Consider the following 14,791-nt stretch of genomic DNA (forward strand, 5'->3'; position numbering starts at 1 on the left):
ACCGCGAGCCGATCACGCCTCCCTGTCGCGGGACAGGATCCGGTCCAGTTCGGCCTGCTCCTCGCCGGTCAGCCGCGTCGCACCGCCGGCCGCGACGGCAGCGGCCCCGCGGCGGCGGCGGGCGCCGAGAAACAGCACCAGCAGGCCGATGGCGAGCGCCAGCGGCGCCAGCCCCCACAGGGCCACCGTCTGCAGCGTCAGGCGCGGCTTCAGCAGCACGAACTCGCCATAGCGGGCAACCAGGAAGTCGACCACCTCGGCGTTGGTGTCGCCGGCCACCAGCCGCTCGCGCACCAGCACGCGCAGGTCCTTGGCGAGCGGCGCGTCGCTGTCGTCGATCGACTGATTCTGGCAGACCATGCAGCGCAGTTCGGCGGAGAGCTCCCGCGCCCGCTGCTCGAGCACCGGATCGTCCAGCACCTCGTCCGGCGCCAGCGCGCGCGCCGCCGGCAGGGCCGCGACCATCAGCGCGAGGGCGAGCAGCAGCAGGCGGAACGGGCGCATCACTCGGCCCCCTGCCCGGCGGCGACCATCTTGCGGGCGGCGGCCGGCTTGGGAGCGCCGACCCGCAGCCGGCGGTCGAACAGCGACAGCACGGCGCCGAAGCTCATCACCAGGCAGCCGATCCAGATCAAGGTCACCAGCGGCTTGTAATAGAGGCGGATGTCGGCGCCGCCGTCGGCATGGACCTCGCCGATCGACACATAGACCTGCGACAACAGACCGAAGGTGACGATGCCCGCCTCGGTCGTCGGCATGCGCCGCGCGGTGTAGAGCCGCTTGGCCGGGTCCGCCACCGCGACCTTCACGCCGCCGCGATAGATGTCGAAATGCCCGACATCATCGACATAGTTGGGGCCGGTGCGCCGCGCCAGGCCGGCGAAGGCCAGCGAATAGTGGGAGATCTCGACGCTCTCGCCCGGACGGATGGTCAGCACCTTCTCTTCCTGGAAGGCGGAGACGGCGACGATGCCGAGCAGCGTCAGGCCGATGCCGGCATGGCCGAGCGCCGTGCCCCAGGCCGATCCCGGCAGGCCGGCAAGGCGGGCCAGGCCGGTCGACAGGCCGACATCGCGGAAGCGGGCGCGCGAGAGGATCTCGGCCGCCGCACCGCAGATCACCCAGGCGGCGAGGCCGACGCCGAGCGCGGCGAGGATCTTCTCGGTGCCCTCCATCCAGGCGGTCACCAGCATCGCCAGCAGCGCCAGGCCGGCGACCGCGTAGAGCCGCTGGCCGACGGCGGCGAGATCGCCGCGTTTCCAGGCCAGGAACGGGCCGAACGGCATCGCCAGCAGCAGCGGGATCATCAGCGGTCCGAAGGTCAGGTTGAAGAAGGGCGGGCCGACCGAGATCTTCTCGTCCGTCAGCACCTCCAGCAGCAGCGGATAGAGCGTGCCGATCAGCACGGCGGCGGTCGCCACCGTCAGCAGCAGGTTGTTCAGCACCAGCGCGCCCTCGCGGCTGACCGGGGCGAACAGCCCGCCCTGCTTGAGCATCGGCGCGCGCCAGGCATAGAGCGCCAGCGAGCCGCCGATGAAGACCACGAGAATGCCGAGAATGAAGGTGCCGCGCGCCGGATCGGTGGCGAAGGCATGGACGCTGGTCAGCACGCCGGAGCGCACCAGGAACGTGCCGAGCAGCGACAGCGAGAAGGTGAGGATGGCGAGCAGCACCGTCCACACTTTCAGCGCCCCGCGCTTTTCCATGACGATGGCGGAATGCAGCAGCGCCGTGCCGGCGAGCCAGGGCATGAACGAGGCGTTCTCGACCGGGTCCCAGAACCAATAGCCGCCCCAGCCGAGTTCGTAATAGGCCCAGTAAGAGCCCATGGCGATGCCCAGCGTCAGGAACATCCAGGCGAGCAGCGTCCAGGGCCGCACCCAGCGGGCCCAGGCCGCGTCGACCCGCCCGAGAATCAGCGCGGCGATGGCGAAGGAGAAGACGATGGAGAAGCCGACATAGCCGACGTAAAGCAGCGGCGGATGGATCGCCAGGCCCACGTCCTGCAGGATCGGGTTGAGGTCATTGCCCTCGATCGGCGCCGGCGAGGCGCGCAGGAACGGATTGGAGGTCGCCAGCATGAACAGCAGGAAGGCGGCCGTCACCCAGCCCTGCACGCCGAGCGTTGCGGCCTTCAGTTCCATCGGAATGTTGCGGCCGAAGGCGGCGACCAGCGCTCCGAACAGCACCAGGATCAGCACCCACAGCAGCAGCGAGCCCTCGTGATTGCCCCACACGCCGGTGATCTTGTAGAGGTCCGGCTTGGCCGAATGGGAATTCTCGACCACGTTGACGACCGAGAAGTCCGAGACCATGTAGGCCTGCGTCAGCGCCGCGAAGGCGATGCCGACCAGCAGGAACATCATGCCGGCGACGGGCGGCGCCACCGCCATCAGCCGGCGGTCGCCGGTTACCGCGCCCCAGACCGGCACGACGCTCTGCAGCGCCGACAGCACGAAGGCCAGAATCAGCGCGAAATGGCCGATCTCGATGATCATCCCCGATCGTCTCCCTCAACTCGGCAGGCGATATCGCCCGCGCGCGGCCGGATCGGGTCCGGCTAGTCCTCGCCCTGCCAGACGCCCTTGCCCTTGAGCGCCTCGGCCACTTCCTTCGGCATGTAGTTCTCGTCGTGCTTGGCCAGCACGTTGTCGGCATGGAACCAGCCGTCGCCCTTCATCACGCCTTCGGCGACGACGCCCTGTCCCTCGCGGAACAGATCGGGCAGCAGGCCGACATAGACCACATTGACGCTTTCCACCGTGTCGGTCACGGCGAAACGCACCTCGGCATTCATGCCGCGCTCGACGCTGCCGTCCTCGACCAGTCCGCCGAGGCGGATGCGCTGGCCGTCCGGCAACTGCTTGCCGACGATGTCGCTGGGGCTCTGGAAGAACACGATCTGGTCGTTCAGCGCCACCAGGATCAGTGCCACCGCAACGGCCAGCACGCCGCCGGCGGCCGCGATCATCGTCATGCGTCTTTGCTTGCGGGTCATCTTGCTTCGTCCGTTCCCGTCGCTGCCCACCAGTTTGTGCCGCTCAGGAGCCTTCGCCCAGTTCGCGGGCCAGTTGCCGCACGCCGGCGACGGCGGCCGGGTCATCCTTCAGCGCCTCGCCGGCGCGCGCAATGACCTCGCGCAAACGGTCGCGCTCGCCCAGCACGTCGAGCGCGCGCATCAGCCGCATCCAGTCTTCCATGCTGCCGCCGTCCTCGGCAAGCCGCCGATCCAGCCCGTCGACCATGGAGCGGATCATCTCCTGCCGGTCGCTCTCCGCCATCTCTGACGCGGCCTCGATCTGCTCGCGGCTCGGCCCTGGCGCTGCAGGCGCCGCCGCCGTTTCGGCGGTCTCGACGCCGAGCTTGGCGAGTTCCAGCCGCGCGGCCTCGGCCCAGGCCTCGCCGCCGCGCGCATCGGCCAGCAGGGCGCGCCAGGCGGCGACCGCCTCGTCCCTGCGGTCTTCCTGGGTCAGCGCCAGCGCCAGGAAGAAGCGCGGCTTCACCGCTCCGGCCTCCAGCTTCACCGCCCGTTCGAACGCGGCGCGCGCCTCGGCGCTGACGATGCCGTTATTGGCGACGACCAGCGCCTCGCCGCGATCGGTCTCCCGGCGCGGATCGGGTCCCAGCAGCCGGATCGCGGCGGCATAGGCGGCGGCGGCGTCCTCCGCCCGCCCCATGCGCATATAGACCGGCGCCAGCACGTCCCAGCCGCGCCCGTCTGCGGGATTGTCGGCGAGATGCCGCTCGACCCGCGCCACCAGTTCGGGCAGCGAGCGGCCGTCCGCCGGCGTCTCCAGGCGGGCGGCCAGCGGCTGGTCGGGCATGTCGGGCGAGCCGAAGGCGAGATAGGCGGCGACGGCACCGAGCGGCACCAGGGCCAGCGCCAGTCCCTGCACCAGGCGCAGCCGGGCCACGGCCGCGGCCTTGCCCGCCTCCCCTGTCTGCGAGCCGGTCTGGCGTGCCTCGCGGTCGGCGGCGATCAGCCGCCTGGCGATCTCCGTGCGCGCGGCCTGCGCCGCCTCCGGCGAGATCAGGCCCCGGTCGAGATCGCGATCGACCTCGGCCAGTTGGGCCTTGTAGACCTCGGCATCGTGCAAGGCGGCCACCGCGGCCTCGTCGCGGCCGGAACGGGCGAGCGGAACCAGCACGGCGAGCGCGGCCAGCACCGTCAGGATGGAAAAGGCGATCCAAAGCGTCATGAGGAGGATATAGACCGTGCCGCGGCGATTTCCGCAAGTATAAGCGACCTGTGACAGGCGGTCGCGCCGAAACGACCCCGATCACGATCCGTTCAACGGCGAAACGTCGCCCGGCCGCCCCGCGTGCCTCCGCCGGCCCGGTGCGCCGGCGAGGTCGGCCAAGATCAGGGAATGGGATCAGGAGACGGGATCAGGAGGCGATCTGCCGGGCGTCCGGCTTCGGCGTCAGCGCCGCCTTGCGGCTGCGCCGCAACTGGTCGGCATAGTCCTTGCCGTAAAAGGCCTCGCACAGTTCGATGGCGATATCGACGGCGACCAGATGCGCCTTGCGTGTCGCCTCGCCCGCCTCGGCGAGTGCCGAAAGCAGCGCCCGTGTCTTGATCTCCAGCGACTGATCCAGCGCCTGACGGGTGCGGGCGGTGATCTCGTTGACGGCGAGATTCTCCGCCGCGTCGCGCATCTTGCCGACCAGCATCACGCCGCGATGGGCGCCGTCCAGCAGCGCGCCGTCGATCTGCGGCTCGCCGTCGGCGTCGAGCGTCGGAACCACGAGCAGGCGGCGGATGTTGCCGGTGGCCAGTTCCAGATCGCGGGCGATCAGGTTCGACAGGATGCGGCGCGTTTCGGCCACCCGCTTGTGCCAGGCCGGCTTTTCCGTCAGGTCGAACTGCCGGTCGAGCATCTTGACGATGCGGGTGTAAGCGTCGATCGCGCTGGAGAGCTTGAGGTTGCTGCAATCGCCGCAGGCGATGCCGGCCTGGCGTTCGACCTCCGACAGCACCATCTCGGCGAAGACCGCGTAGCGGCTCTCGGCGATCTTGCGGATAGACATCGAGCCGGCGAGCGCTGCCGCCAGCGACAGCATCGATTCCGGCGCTTCCACCCGGTTCAGCACGACGGAGGCGACCAGCGCCCTCTCGTCCGGATGCCGGTCGGTCACCGCCTTGATGCGGATCAGCGCCGGGCTGCCCGGCTTGAAGTCCCATTCGGTCAGCCGTTCCGGCAGGCTTTCGCGCAGCGCCTCCAGCCAGCCGCCCTCGCGGAAGGCGGCGACCAGATCCTCCGCGTCGCGCAGCGCCCGCTCGCCGCCCAGCAGCATGCTGGTCTTCTGGTGGACGCGGTCGTCGGCGCGCGCCTCCGCCAGCGCCTTTTCCATCGGCAGAAGCACGTTGCGGCGCAGCGACACCGCCAGTTCGATCACCTCGTCCGGCTCGGTTTCCAGCCGCCGGCAGCGCTCGACCGCCTGGGCCACCCGGTCCGGCGCCACATCGCGGGAGATCCAGGTCCAGATCAGGGGCAGGCTGGCGCGGGCGATGCGGCCGCGCTCCTTGGCGGGCAGCGTCTCGCCGACCAACATGTCCTCGACCGGCGCGAAGAACAGCCGTTGCAGCCAGCTTTCGCGCGGCGCCGCATCCAGCACGATGCCGGTGTCGCGGCGCACCGCGCTCAGGCACGCATCGAGAATGAGATCGAGATGGGGATCGTCGGACCCGCGCGCCCGCGCCCCTTCCAGCCCCCGCAACAGGGTGTGGATGGCACGCGGCGACAGCGCCTGCAGATAGGACCGGATCTTTGCCGTCAGATAGTGCCGGTCGGGCATCGGGCAGCGCTCGAAGGGGGCTGTTGGATCATCCGGCGATAATTTCAGATAATGTTTAACCGAATCTTGGCGATCGCCGCCCCTCGCGCGGAGCGGCAGCCTGTTCGGGGCCTTCCTGATCGGCTCCTTGCGGGAGATCCGGCGGCAGGCTCAGATGATCGGCTGCCAGGCGCCGTCCTGGGTGCGGCAGGCGGCGCCGCGCATCGAGCGTTCGACGCCCTGCGTGCTGACCACATGGGTGTAGTCGCGGCACAGGGTGTTGTTGACCTGGTAGCTGGGACCGGTGACGACACGGCCGCTGACGCCGGAACTGCGGTTCTGCCACTGCACCGTCTCGCCGGTGCGATTGGTGCCGAGCGCCCCGCGCAGCGCGGTGGCGGCGGCCCGCCGGTCGCCGATCGCCAGTCCCTGCCCCGCTTCCGTGCGCAGCAGGTCGGCGAGCACCAGATCGGCCTCCGACTGCTGCACGGTCGGCGCGCTGAAGGCGCTGCCGAACAGGCTGCCGCCGACGACGACAGGCCCGGAGCCGACCGTTTCGGTGGAGCCGCAAGCGCCCGTGGCAGCGGCCAGGGCCATGGCAATGGCGAGTCTCACGGCCTTCATCCGCGCTTGCCCTCGTTTCATCCCTCTAGCTCCGGCTCCGCTACCGGGCCCCACTACCGGGTCCTCTACCGGACCCGAGGCCAGATGCGCGTCAACCGGAGCGGCGGCGCACAGGCGCCGCCGAAAGCCCAAATGACCGGACGGTAACCGCCAACCGGGAGGAAGGATCGGCCCGAAATCCCTGTCAAAACGTTACACACGTATTTGTGGCCGAACTGCGTCCGTTCAAGACCCTCGAACACCGTCCCGCCGCCCTCAGATCGCCGGCAGCGTCAGCCGCGCCGACAGGCCGCCGCCGCCCTGCCCGCGGTCGCGGGCCAGCGCCAGGTCGCCGCCGTAAAGGGCCGCCAGATCGACGACGATCGACAGGCCGAGGCCGGTGCCCGGCACCGTCTCGTCGAGGCGGCGGCCGCGCTTCAGCGCCTCGGCCATCTCGCTCTCGCCCAGGCCCGGCCCGTCATCGGCAATGGTGAGGACGATCCGCTCTGCGCCCTCGCCCTTGCCGCTGGCGGCAACGCTCACCCGCACCCGCGAGGTCGCCCACTTGCAGGCATTGTCGATCAGGTTGCCGGTCATCTCCTCCAGGTCCTGCTCCTCGCCGCGAAAGCGCAAGCGTGTCTTCATGTCGAGGGAGATGTCGATACCGCGGTCGCGGTGGATGCGGGTCATCGCCCGGATCAGCCGCGCCAGCACCGGCTCCACGTCGCAGGAGACGCCGATCACCCGGCGCTGCGCCGCCATGCGGGCGCGCTCCAGATGGTGGTTGACCTGCGCGCGCATCACCTCGGCCTGTTCGGCCACCTTGCCGGCGAACGGCGCCTGCTGGCCGCGCACCTCGTTGAGGATGACGCTGAGCGGCGTCTTCAGCGCGTGGGCGAGATTGCCGACATGGGTGCGGGCGCGTTCCACCACCTCGCGGTTGGAGCGCACCAGCGCGTTCAGTTCCACCGCCAGCGGCTTCAGTTCCGGCGGCAGGTTCTCGTCGACGGTCTGGGCATCGCCCCGCCGCACCGCCGCCAGCGAGGCGCTCAGCGTCGCCAGCGGCCGCAGGCCGACGCGGACCTGCAGGAAGATCGCCCCGACAAGGCCGATCCCCAGCACCAGCAGCGTCAGGGCCACCTGGCCGGCGAAGTCGGTTTCGCGCTCGCGCAGTTCCGCCGTCTCGCCGGCGACCGCGATGCGATAGGCGGCGGCCTCGCCGAAGATGATGGTCCGCTGCAGCACGCGCAACTGCGCCGCGCGCGGGCCGATGACGAGCGAGCGCAGCACCTCGCCGGGCGGCGGCGCCTCCAGTTGCAGCCGGTCGCCCAGCAGCGACATGGAGGAGAACAGCACCTCGCCGGTCTCCGCCCGCATCACCAGCCAGTACCAGCCCGAGGCCGGCAGGTCGAAGCGCGGGTCGCCGAGATTGCCCGGCTCGGCCGGCTCGCTCGGCGTTCCGGCGGCCATCTCGCCGATGATTGCCTTGAGATAGACGTCGAGGCGCGCGTCGAACTCCCGTTCGCTCGCCTCCCGGTACATGGCGACGAGCACGAAGCCGGTCACCAGCAGCGCCGCCAGCGACCACAGGGCCGCCACCAGGATCAGCCGGGTGGCGATCGAGTGCTGGCGGCGCCGTCCGGCGGCGAGCTGCTCCGCCTGCGGTTCGACGTCAGGCATCCGGCTCGCCGATCCGGTAGCCGAGGCCGCGCACCGTCTCGATCAGGTCGCTGTCGAGCTTCTTGCGCAGCCGCCCGACAAACACCTCGATCGTGTTGGAATCGCGGTCGAAATCCTGGTCGTAGAGATGTTCGATCAGCTCGGTGCGCGAGACCACGCGGCCCTTGTGATGCATCAGGTAGGAGATCAGACGGAACTCGTGCGAGGTCAGCTTGATCGTCGCCCCGTCCTTGGTGACCTTGCCGGCGCGGATGTCGAGGCGGAAGGGACCGACGCTGATCTCGTTGCTGGCATGGCCGGCCGCCCGGCGCAGCAGGGCGCGCAGCCGCGCCACCACCTCCTCCATGTGGAAGGGCTTGGCGACATAGTCGTCGGCGCCCGCGTCGATGCCGGCCACCTTGTCCGACCAGCGGTCGCGGGCGGTGAGGATCAGCACCGGCATGGCGCGCCCGTCGCGGCGCCAGCGCTCCAGCACCGACAGCCCGTCGAGCACCGGCAGGCCGAGATCCAGCACCACCGCGTCATAGGGTTCCGTATCGCCGAGGAAATGCCCCTCCTCGCCGTCGAAGGCGGTGTCGACCACATAGCCCGCCTCGCCCAGCGCCTCGACGAGCTGGCGGTTGAGGTCCTTGTCGTCTTCCACAACGAGCAGTCTCATGGTCGGGCCTGTTCCTTACCGCGATTGATGTTCGCAGGCACCGCTCAGCGCAGCACCTGTCCCGAGCGGGCGTCGATGACCCGCTCCTGCACCCGCTGATCGGCAAGAAGCACCGACAGCACATAGACGAGCTGCCCGCCCTGCCGGCACAGTTCGGCGCGCACGATCTCGCCGCCGGCACTGCCGGCGACGCTGCCGAGCGGGCGCGCCTCGCCGGCTTCCACGGCCTGTCGCGCCTCGCGCTGGCTCAGGCACTCAGCCTGCGCCGTGGCGGGAACAAGGAGGGCAAGCATCACCGCCAGCGCCAATGCGACGCGACGCGGGACTTTGCGAATATGTAGCTGCCTGACCATGCGTCTTCCATAGCGGGGTTCGCCTGAATAGCACATGAACGCAAGGTGCAGGAGCTGCACGAAAAACGCCGCTCAGCCGCCCCTGCCGCCGCGCAGGCTGCGTGCCACCCCTTGCGCCCCGTCGACCAGGAACAGCGACAGCACGATGCCGCCGGCCCACTCATCCAGCGGTGCCGGCAGCGCCGCCACGTTCCAGGAGAAGCGGAAGATCGAATCGGCGATCACCGCCGCCCACCACACACCGAGCGGCAGCACGAACAGCAGCCGGCCGATCCGCCCGGCGGACAGGAGATGGCCCTGTTCGGCGATCAGCACCTTGCGCGCCTCGGCCCGTGCCTGCATCTCGGCGCGGATCTCCTCCACCGCGAGTTCCGCGGCCAGCTCCCCCTCCCGCTCCTTCGCCGACAGGCGCCGCTCCATCAGTCCGACCAGCGCCTTGAGCAGCGGCCCGGCGAGAAGGGCGAGCAGCGCGCTCATCGGCCGCCCTCCCTGTTCCGGTCGCACCAGCCGGCCGGCCCGCGCGTCACGTGGCGCAGCGCGATATTGGCGAGGTTGACGGCCACCACCAGCCACAGCGCCTCGCGCGGGCCGAGCGCGGCCGCCCAGTCGATCCCGGCGAGAAAGCCCGCCATCTCGGCGGCGATCACCGCAAGGCCGGTGGCAAGATTGAGGGCAAGGGTTCTCCAGCCGCGCATGGCGGTCTCCTTTTCGCAAAGTTTGGGGATGAAAGGGATCAGCTCCGGCGCAGCCGGGCGAGCAGTGCCAGCACCAGGCCTGCGAGGCGAGCGAACAGGCTGCCGCCAGGCTCGGACGCCCCACCGGGAGCCGCAACGCCCCTCCCCTTGCCGTCGCCATAATCGCCGGTCAGCAGCAGCCGCGCTTCCTCCTGGCGCCGGCGCACCAGGCCGGCGAGCTTGCGCCCGCCGGCGGTGTTGTAATTGGCGCCGAGGATGCCGGCCGCGCCTTTGACATCGCCGGCCTTGAGCGCGGTGGCCCAGCGCCAGTGCAGCGCCCGCGGCCCCAGATTGTAGGCGACCGAGCAGGCCGCGTCGTGCCGGTGCTGCGGCAGCGTGCCGAGCGCCTTGGTCACCTCGCGCCCGTATTCCTCGTCGATCAGCCGCCGCAGCAGGCGGTCGGCCTCGGCGCGCGAGATCCGGTCGCCGGGCGCGAGCGCGCGGCCATGCGCCTTGCGCCAGCTCTCGGCGAACAGCCGGCTCCCCATGGTGAAGCCATAGCCGATGGTCAGCACCCCGACCGGATCGCGATACGCGCCCGCGACAAATCCCTCGTGCCTGGCGACAAAGGCCAGGCCCCGTTCGCTCACCTTCATGGGTCTCTCCCTTGCGTGGATGAAATCAGGGATGGAGTTCGAAAAGGCCTGCGAGCCCCGGGCCGACGCTCGCCGAGAGCTGCCGCACCCTTAAGCGGAACAGCGTCTGCGGCCCGCCGAAGGCGGCCGTCTCCTGCACCGCCGTCAGGGTTGCCAGCGGGCTTGTCACGCTCGCCGACCAGCGGGCGATGCCGCCCTCGTCGAGCAATTCGGCGAGATACTCCTCGCGCTCCTCGCTCAGCGGCACGTCGCCCTCGCGCCAGCCGTCGCCGCCGATGCGCGTGCGGCGGATCCACTCGAACCGCACCTCGCCGCCGGCAAGGCGCCGCGCGCGGCCATGCACCGGCGCGAAAGGCATCAGCCCGCGCGCCGTCGCCGTATGGGCGAGATCGACGCGGGCGAGGCTGTCGAGCGCATGCCCGGCCGGCAGCGCCGCATAGAAGAAGCCGATGCCGATCTCATCGAGGGTCAGCGGCAGCGGCAGCAGCGCATCGTCGATCAGCACCACCCGGCTGCCGGCCGGCGTCGAGGCGCGCGCCGCCTCTTCCGTGCCCTGCTGGCCGCGCAAGAGCATGGAGAGGCGGTAGCGGCGCGGGCCGACCAGTTCGCTACCGGCGAATTGCAGCACCTCCAGCCCGCCGGCCCCGCCCAGCACCGCCAGCGCATTGGCCCCCGACAGCACCGCCTCCTCGCTCGCCGAGGACAGGGTGCCGCCGGAAATCTCCACCACCGGCCGGCTGCCCCGGTCCCACACCGCCACAGGTCCCGGCGGCAACTCGTTCACCAGCGTGCCGATCAGCGCCGGGCTTTCGGCCCTTGCGTGACGGACGGGCGACAACCCGTCGCGCCAGCGATAGACGTCGACCGCCCCCGGCCAGGGCGCGCCGAACACAGCAAGGCGCGGGGCCTGCGGCGCGCTGTCGCCGGGCAGCGGCGGCAGGTCGAGGATCACCGCCTCCACCCCGCCGGCCGTCGCGGTGATGCTGCGCGGCCGCGCCTCGCCGCCGATGGCGCGGGCAGCGCTCGGCGGCGGCCGGCGCACCACCCTGCCGGTCAGCCGCCGCCCCTCCGCCTCCTCCACGCCGTCGATGCGGATGTCGAGCGCCTCCTCGCGCCCCAGCAGCGGGTCGGCGAGAAGCCGCACCACGTCGCCGGGCTCCGGTTCCAGCCGCCCCGGCGGCAGCGCCAGCCGTGCCTCCTCGCGTTCGTTCCAGCGCCGCATCAGCAACCGGTCGGCAAGTCCCGCCGCCAGCGCCGGGTCGAGAGTCGCGCCGAGATCCAATTCCTCCACCCGCGCGCCATGCCCCTCGATCCTTCGCGAGGAGACGACGAAACGCCGGTGCTCGCGGGTCGCATCGCGCGCGGCGATCCGCACCTCCGCCGGCAGTTCGGCCATCTCGCCGCGCCGCAAGGACAGCGCCGGCCGGTCGTCGTCGCCGGCGAGGATCGCGCCCGCATCCAGTTCAGCGATGGCCGGCGACCAGGCCGGCAGCAGCGCCAGCGCATCGCCCCGGTCGACCGCTATCGCGCCATGCGCCTCGATCAAGGGCGCCAGCACGTCGCGCGGCGCCACCGGACCGGCGAGCGCGATCCCGTCCAGCGTACCTGTCAGGCCTCCGAGCCGGATCAGATCGTCCGGCAGGCCAAAGTCCGCGGCGATCGCCCGCACCAGCCCGGCCAGCGACAGCCCGCCGAGCCGGCCATTCAGCCAGTGGCCGGCGCGCCAGTTGCTGCCGTCGGCCCACAGGTCCGTTGCCGTCGGAAAGGCCGGAAAGGGGCGCGCGTCCCAGGCCCACAGATGGATGCGTGCCGGGTCGACCATCGGCCCGCCATAGAGCGGCGAGACCGGGTTGTCGCCGCTAGCGAACTCCGGATGCCAGCCCGACCAGTGGCCGATCACCGCCTCCAGCGCCCGGCGCTGGATCAGGTCGTCGCGGCCACCGTCGGAAAAGCGCGGCCAGGCGGATTCGGAGGATTTCGCGTCGAAGAAGACATTCGGCTGGTTGGCGCCGCGGCTGATCGCCGGCACGCCCAGCTCCGTCAGCCAGATCGGCTTGGACTGCGGCACCCAGGCCGTCGGCGCGCCGATCTCCGCGCCGCCGACCCGCTCCACATGCGGGTTCGACCACCAGCCCTTCAGGTCCTTGGCGCGGTACACCCAGGGCTTGCCATGCGCCCCGTCGCTGATCGGTGAGCGCTGCCCGGCGCGCCGGTCCGCCTCGCTCGCATAATACCAGTCGTGATCCTCGCCGCCCACGACCGCCCCGGCCAGCGCCGCGATGTCGTAAGGATCGCCATGGCCGTCCGGGTCGCCGTCTTCGCGCTGGTCGGCGAGCGGGAAGTACGCATCGATACCCACCGCATCGATCTGCGGATCGGCCCAGAGCGGATCGAGCGGGAAGCGCAACTCGCCTCCCTCCCGCTGGTACGCACCATATTCGCTCCAGTCGGCCGCATAGGTGATCGCCGCCTCGGGGAGAAGTGCGCGCGCCTCCCCGGCCAACTGGCGCAGCACCTCGACGAAGGGGAAGCTGCCGGGCCCGTCGCAAAGCCGCGTCAGGCCGCGCATTTCCGAGCCGATCAGGAAGGCATCGACCCCGCCGGCCGCCTTGGCGAGCGCGGCGTGATGCAGCACGAAGCGGCGATAGCTCCACTCGCCGGGGCCAGAATACGACACTCCGTCGCCCGACGGTGCGAACTGTCCCGCATGCGCCGTGCCGGCAAAGGCGGCGATCTCCGCGCCTGCCGCCGCCGTTCCGTCCGGCGAACCGTCAAGGCCGGGCGCCAGCGCGCCGGTGATGCGGCCACGCCAGGGATGCGGCGCCTGTTCCGCCCCGCCGTAAGGATCGGGCCGGCCGTTGCCGGGCGGCACGTCCATCAGCAGGAAGGGATAGAGCGCCACCTTCAGCCCGCGCGCCTTCAGGTCGCGGATCGCCCGCACGACGCTCGCGTCCGACGGCGTGCCGCCATAGGCGGGCAGGCCCTCGTGCCGGCTCACCTCCTCGGCCACCGCGCCGGAGAGGCCCGCGACCCGCCATGTGGCGCCGCGCGTCTGCCGGCCGCGCGTTTCCACCTTGGGGCGCAGCGTGCACTGGCCGGCGCGCAGGTCGTCGCCGAACCAGGCCGTCACCAGCGCCACCTGTTCCAGGTTCGGGCACAGCGCCTGCAACTCGTCGAGCGAGGCGGTCCAGTTGCTCGGCGCGTGGGAGACGTGGCGGTTGGCGCGTTCGGAGACGCCCGGCCGCACGGTCCAGGTCACTTCCGCCGGCTCGTAGACGAATTCACCCGCGCCGGGGATGATCGTCACCGCCCGCACCATCTCCTCGAGCGGCTCGACGGCGCGCACCACCTCGAAGGTCAGTTGCGGCAGCCGGTCGCCGAACTCCTCCAGCGGCAGCCGCTCGAACACCGCATAGGCGGTGCCGCGATAGGCGGGCGTTGCCTCCTGCAGCGCCGCGATCAGCGGGTCGGGCGGCTGGTTCGCCTCGCCCTTGTAGAGCCGCCAGGTGACGCCGGTCAGTTCCAGCGGCTTGCCGTCCGCCCAGATCGCCCCGACATGCGAGATCGGCCCCTGGCACAGCGCCACGGCGAAGCTGGCGTGATAGCGGTAGCTGCGCACCCGCGTGCCGCCTCCGCCGCCGCCCTTGCCGCCGCTGGTTTCCTCGCGCACCTCCTCCTCGAAGCGCGTCGCCCAGATCACCTGCCCGGCAAGCCGCACCCGGCCATAGACCAGCGGCAGCGGCGCCCCTTCCGCCGAGGACTGCACCGAGAGATCCGACAGCCGCCGTCCCTCGATGGTGCGGGTCTGGCCGAACAGCCGCTGGTCGAGCGCATGGCCGGCCAGCGCGCCGGCCGCCTGGCCGAGGATCGCGCCGGTGCTGCCGAGAAAGGCGGCGCCCAGCGCCTTGCCGGCGGCCGCCAGAACGAGCGTTGCCATCAGCGCGCCTCCGGAAAGGCGAAGACGGCGGCGATCCGCCGCCGCCAGGCCGGCACCAGGGGGCTTTCGGAGACCGACAGGCCCTCATAGGCGTGGATCATCGCAGGCCCCGCGCCCGACAGATCGCTGGAGAGAAAGCCCGCATGCTTCACCGGCGCCCCGTCGCGCCAGCGGAACAGCAGCACGTCGCCGGGCAGCGCCTCGTCGAGCGGGCGCTCCTCCATGTGCCGGCGGGCAGCGGCGAGCAGCGTCTCGCGCGCATCCGCCTCGGCCCAGTCGCGGCTATAGGGGGGCGGCGCCTCCGGCTCCGTGCCGTGGATCGCCCGCCACACCCCGCGCACCAGGCCGAGGCAATCGCAGCCCGCGCCCCGGCAGCTTCCCTGATGGCGATAGGGCGTGCCGATCCAGCACCGCGCCTCGCCAAGGATGTCGCTTCGCAGAACCATCGCCTG

At 71.2% G+C, this 14,791-nt stretch carries 14 protein-coding genes; all 14 read right to left on the reverse strand.

What is annotated here, in order from left to right; translation table 11 throughout:
* Nucleotides 1-12 precede the first annotated feature (12 nt).
* The 14 genes from P2PM1_RS24545 to P2PM1_RS24610 all read right to left on the reverse strand — a co-directional run bounded on the left by P2PM1_RS24545 (nt 13) and on the right by P2PM1_RS24610 (nt 14,785).
* Nucleotides 13-504 carry a cytochrome c-type biogenesis protein gene (locus P2PM1_RS24545; protein ID WP_186400917.1) on the reverse strand — a complete coding sequence of 164 codons (492 nt, stop codon included), beginning with the start codon at nt 502-504 and terminating at the stop codon, nt 13-15.
* Nucleotides 504-2,498, reverse strand: coding sequence for a heme lyase CcmF/NrfE family subunit (locus tag P2PM1_RS24550; protein ID WP_186395121.1), 1,995 nt, complete (start codon nt 2,496-2,498; stop codon nt 504-506). Before P2PM1_RS24550 ends, P2PM1_RS24545 begins: the two co-directional genes overlap by 1 nt.
* 62 nt (nt 2,499-2,560) lie before the next feature.
* Nucleotides 2,561-2,998, reverse strand: coding sequence for a cytochrome c maturation protein CcmE (gene ccmE, locus P2PM1_RS24555; RefSeq protein ID WP_186389963.1), 438 nt, complete (start codon nt 2,996-2,998; stop codon nt 2,561-2,563).
* Between the two features lie 43 nt (nt 2,999-3,041).
* Complete coding sequence (gene ccmI / locus P2PM1_RS24560; RefSeq protein ID WP_186400918.1) at nt 3,042-4,199, reverse strand: c-type cytochrome biogenesis protein CcmI; 1,158 nt, start codon at nt 4,197-4,199, stop codon at nt 3,042-3,044.
* 190 nt (nt 4,200-4,389) lie between these two features.
* A complete protein-coding gene (locus P2PM1_RS24565) occupies nt 4,390-5,799 on the reverse strand; it encodes a hypothetical protein (protein ID WP_186400919.1) in 1,410 nt (469 codons plus the stop codon).
* 150 nt (nt 5,800-5,949) lie between these two features.
* Complete coding sequence (locus P2PM1_RS24570) at nt 5,950-6,402, reverse strand: RT0821/Lpp0805 family surface protein (protein ID WP_186395124.1); 453 nt, start codon at nt 6,400-6,402, stop codon at nt 5,950-5,952.
* Between the two features lie 255 nt (nt 6,403-6,657).
* Nucleotides 6,658-8,061 (reverse strand): ATP-binding protein, encoded by a 1,404-nt coding sequence (locus tag P2PM1_RS24575; protein ID WP_186400920.1) that lies wholly within the window; start codon nt 8,059-8,061, stop codon nt 6,658-6,660.
* Nucleotides 8,054-8,719 carry a response regulator transcription factor gene (locus P2PM1_RS24580; RefSeq protein ID WP_186389968.1) on the reverse strand — a complete coding sequence of 222 codons (666 nt, stop codon included), beginning with the start codon at nt 8,717-8,719 and terminating at the stop codon, nt 8,054-8,056. The genes P2PM1_RS24575 and P2PM1_RS24580 overlap by 8 nt, the downstream gene beginning before the upstream one ends.
* 44 nt (nt 8,720-8,763) lie before the next feature.
* Nucleotides 8,764-9,072: a PepSY domain-containing protein gene (locus tag P2PM1_RS24585; RefSeq protein WP_208985415.1), complete on the reverse strand. Its 309-nt coding sequence runs from the start codon at nt 9,070-9,072 to the stop codon at nt 8,764-8,766.
* Nucleotides 9,073-9,144: 72 nt separating this feature from the next.
* A complete protein-coding gene (locus tag P2PM1_RS24590) occupies nt 9,145-9,549 on the reverse strand; it encodes a hypothetical protein (protein ID WP_186389969.1) in 405 nt (134 codons plus the stop codon).
* Nucleotides 9,546-9,767: a hypothetical protein gene (locus tag P2PM1_RS24595; RefSeq protein ID WP_186389970.1), complete on the reverse strand. Its 222-nt coding sequence runs from the start codon at nt 9,765-9,767 to the stop codon at nt 9,546-9,548. The genes P2PM1_RS24590 and P2PM1_RS24595 overlap by 4 nt, the downstream gene beginning before the upstream one ends.
* A gap of 38 nt (nt 9,768-9,805) precedes the next feature.
* A complete protein-coding gene (locus P2PM1_RS24600; RefSeq protein ID WP_186400921.1) occupies nt 9,806-10,402 on the reverse strand; it encodes a lysozyme in 597 nt (198 codons plus the stop codon).
* 25 nt (nt 10,403-10,427) lie between these two features.
* Nucleotides 10,428-14,339, reverse strand: coding sequence for a glycoside hydrolase/phage tail family protein (locus P2PM1_RS24605; protein ID WP_186400922.1), 3,912 nt, complete (start codon nt 14,337-14,339; stop codon nt 10,428-10,430).
* Nucleotides 14,339-14,785, reverse strand: coding sequence for an NlpC/P60 family protein (locus P2PM1_RS24610; protein ID WP_186400923.1), 447 nt, complete (start codon nt 14,783-14,785; stop codon nt 14,339-14,341). Before P2PM1_RS24610 ends, P2PM1_RS24605 begins: the two co-directional genes overlap by 1 nt.
* Nucleotides 14,786-14,791: the final 6 nt, after the last annotated feature.

Origin of the sequence: Stappia sp. P2PMeth1 (assembly GCF_900185735.1) — a bacterium.
Lineage (GTDB): Bacteria > Pseudomonadota > Alphaproteobacteria > Rhizobiales > Stappiaceae > Stappia.

What these genes read in the sequence shown, in the direction of transcription:
- P2PM1_RS24590 (WP_186389969.1), bottom strand. Translation starts at nt 9,549, where the DNA reads ATGAGCGCGCTGCTCGCCCTTCTCGCCGGGCCGCTGCTCAAGGCGCTG.
- P2PM1_RS24575 (WP_186400920.1), bottom strand. Translation starts at nt 8,061, where the DNA reads ATGCCTGACGTCGAACCGCAGGCGGAGCAGCTCGCCGCCGGACGGCGC.
- P2PM1_RS24600 (WP_186400921.1), bottom strand. Translation starts at nt 10,402, where the DNA reads ATGAAGGTGAGCGAACGGGGCCTGGCCTTTGTCGCCAGGCACGAGGGA.
- P2PM1_RS24595 (WP_186389970.1), bottom strand. Translation starts at nt 9,767, where the DNA reads ATGCGCGGCTGGAGAACCCTTGCCCTCAATCTTGCCACCGGCCTTGCG.
- P2PM1_RS24610 (WP_186400923.1), bottom strand. Translation starts at nt 14,785, where the DNA reads ATGGTTCTGCGAAGCGACATCCTTGGCGAGGCGCGGTGCTGGATCGGC.
- ccmE (WP_186389963.1), bottom strand. Translation starts at nt 2,998, where the DNA reads ATGACCCGCAAGCAAAGACGCATGACGATGATCGCGGCCGCCGGCGGC.
- P2PM1_RS24550 (WP_186395121.1), bottom strand. Translation starts at nt 2,498, where the DNA reads ATGATCATCGAGATCGGCCATTTCGCGCTGATTCTGGCCTTCGTGCTG.
- P2PM1_RS24565 (WP_186400919.1), bottom strand. Translation starts at nt 5,799, where the DNA reads ATGCCCGACCGGCACTATCTGACGGCAAAGATCCGGTCCTATCTGCAG.
- P2PM1_RS24605 (WP_186400922.1), bottom strand. Translation starts at nt 14,339, where the DNA reads ATGGCAACGCTCGTTCTGGCGGCCGCCGGCAAGGCGCTGGGCGCCGCC.
- ccmI (WP_186400918.1), bottom strand. Translation starts at nt 4,199, where the DNA reads ATGACGCTTTGGATCGCCTTTTCCATCCTGACGGTGCTGGCCGCGCTC.
- P2PM1_RS24545 (WP_186400917.1), bottom strand. Translation starts at nt 504, where the DNA reads ATGCGCCCGTTCCGCCTGCTGCTGCTCGCCCTCGCGCTGATGGTCGCG.
- P2PM1_RS24580 (WP_186389968.1), bottom strand. Translation starts at nt 8,719, where the DNA reads ATGAGACTGCTCGTTGTGGAAGACGACAAGGACCTCAACCGCCAGCTC.
- P2PM1_RS24570 (WP_186395124.1), bottom strand. Translation starts at nt 6,402, where the DNA reads ATGAAGGCCGTGAGACTCGCCATTGCCATGGCCCTGGCCGCTGCCACG.
- P2PM1_RS24585 (WP_208985415.1), bottom strand. Translation starts at nt 9,072, where the DNA reads ATGGTCAGGCAGCTACATATTCGCAAAGTCCCGCGTCGCGTCGCATTG.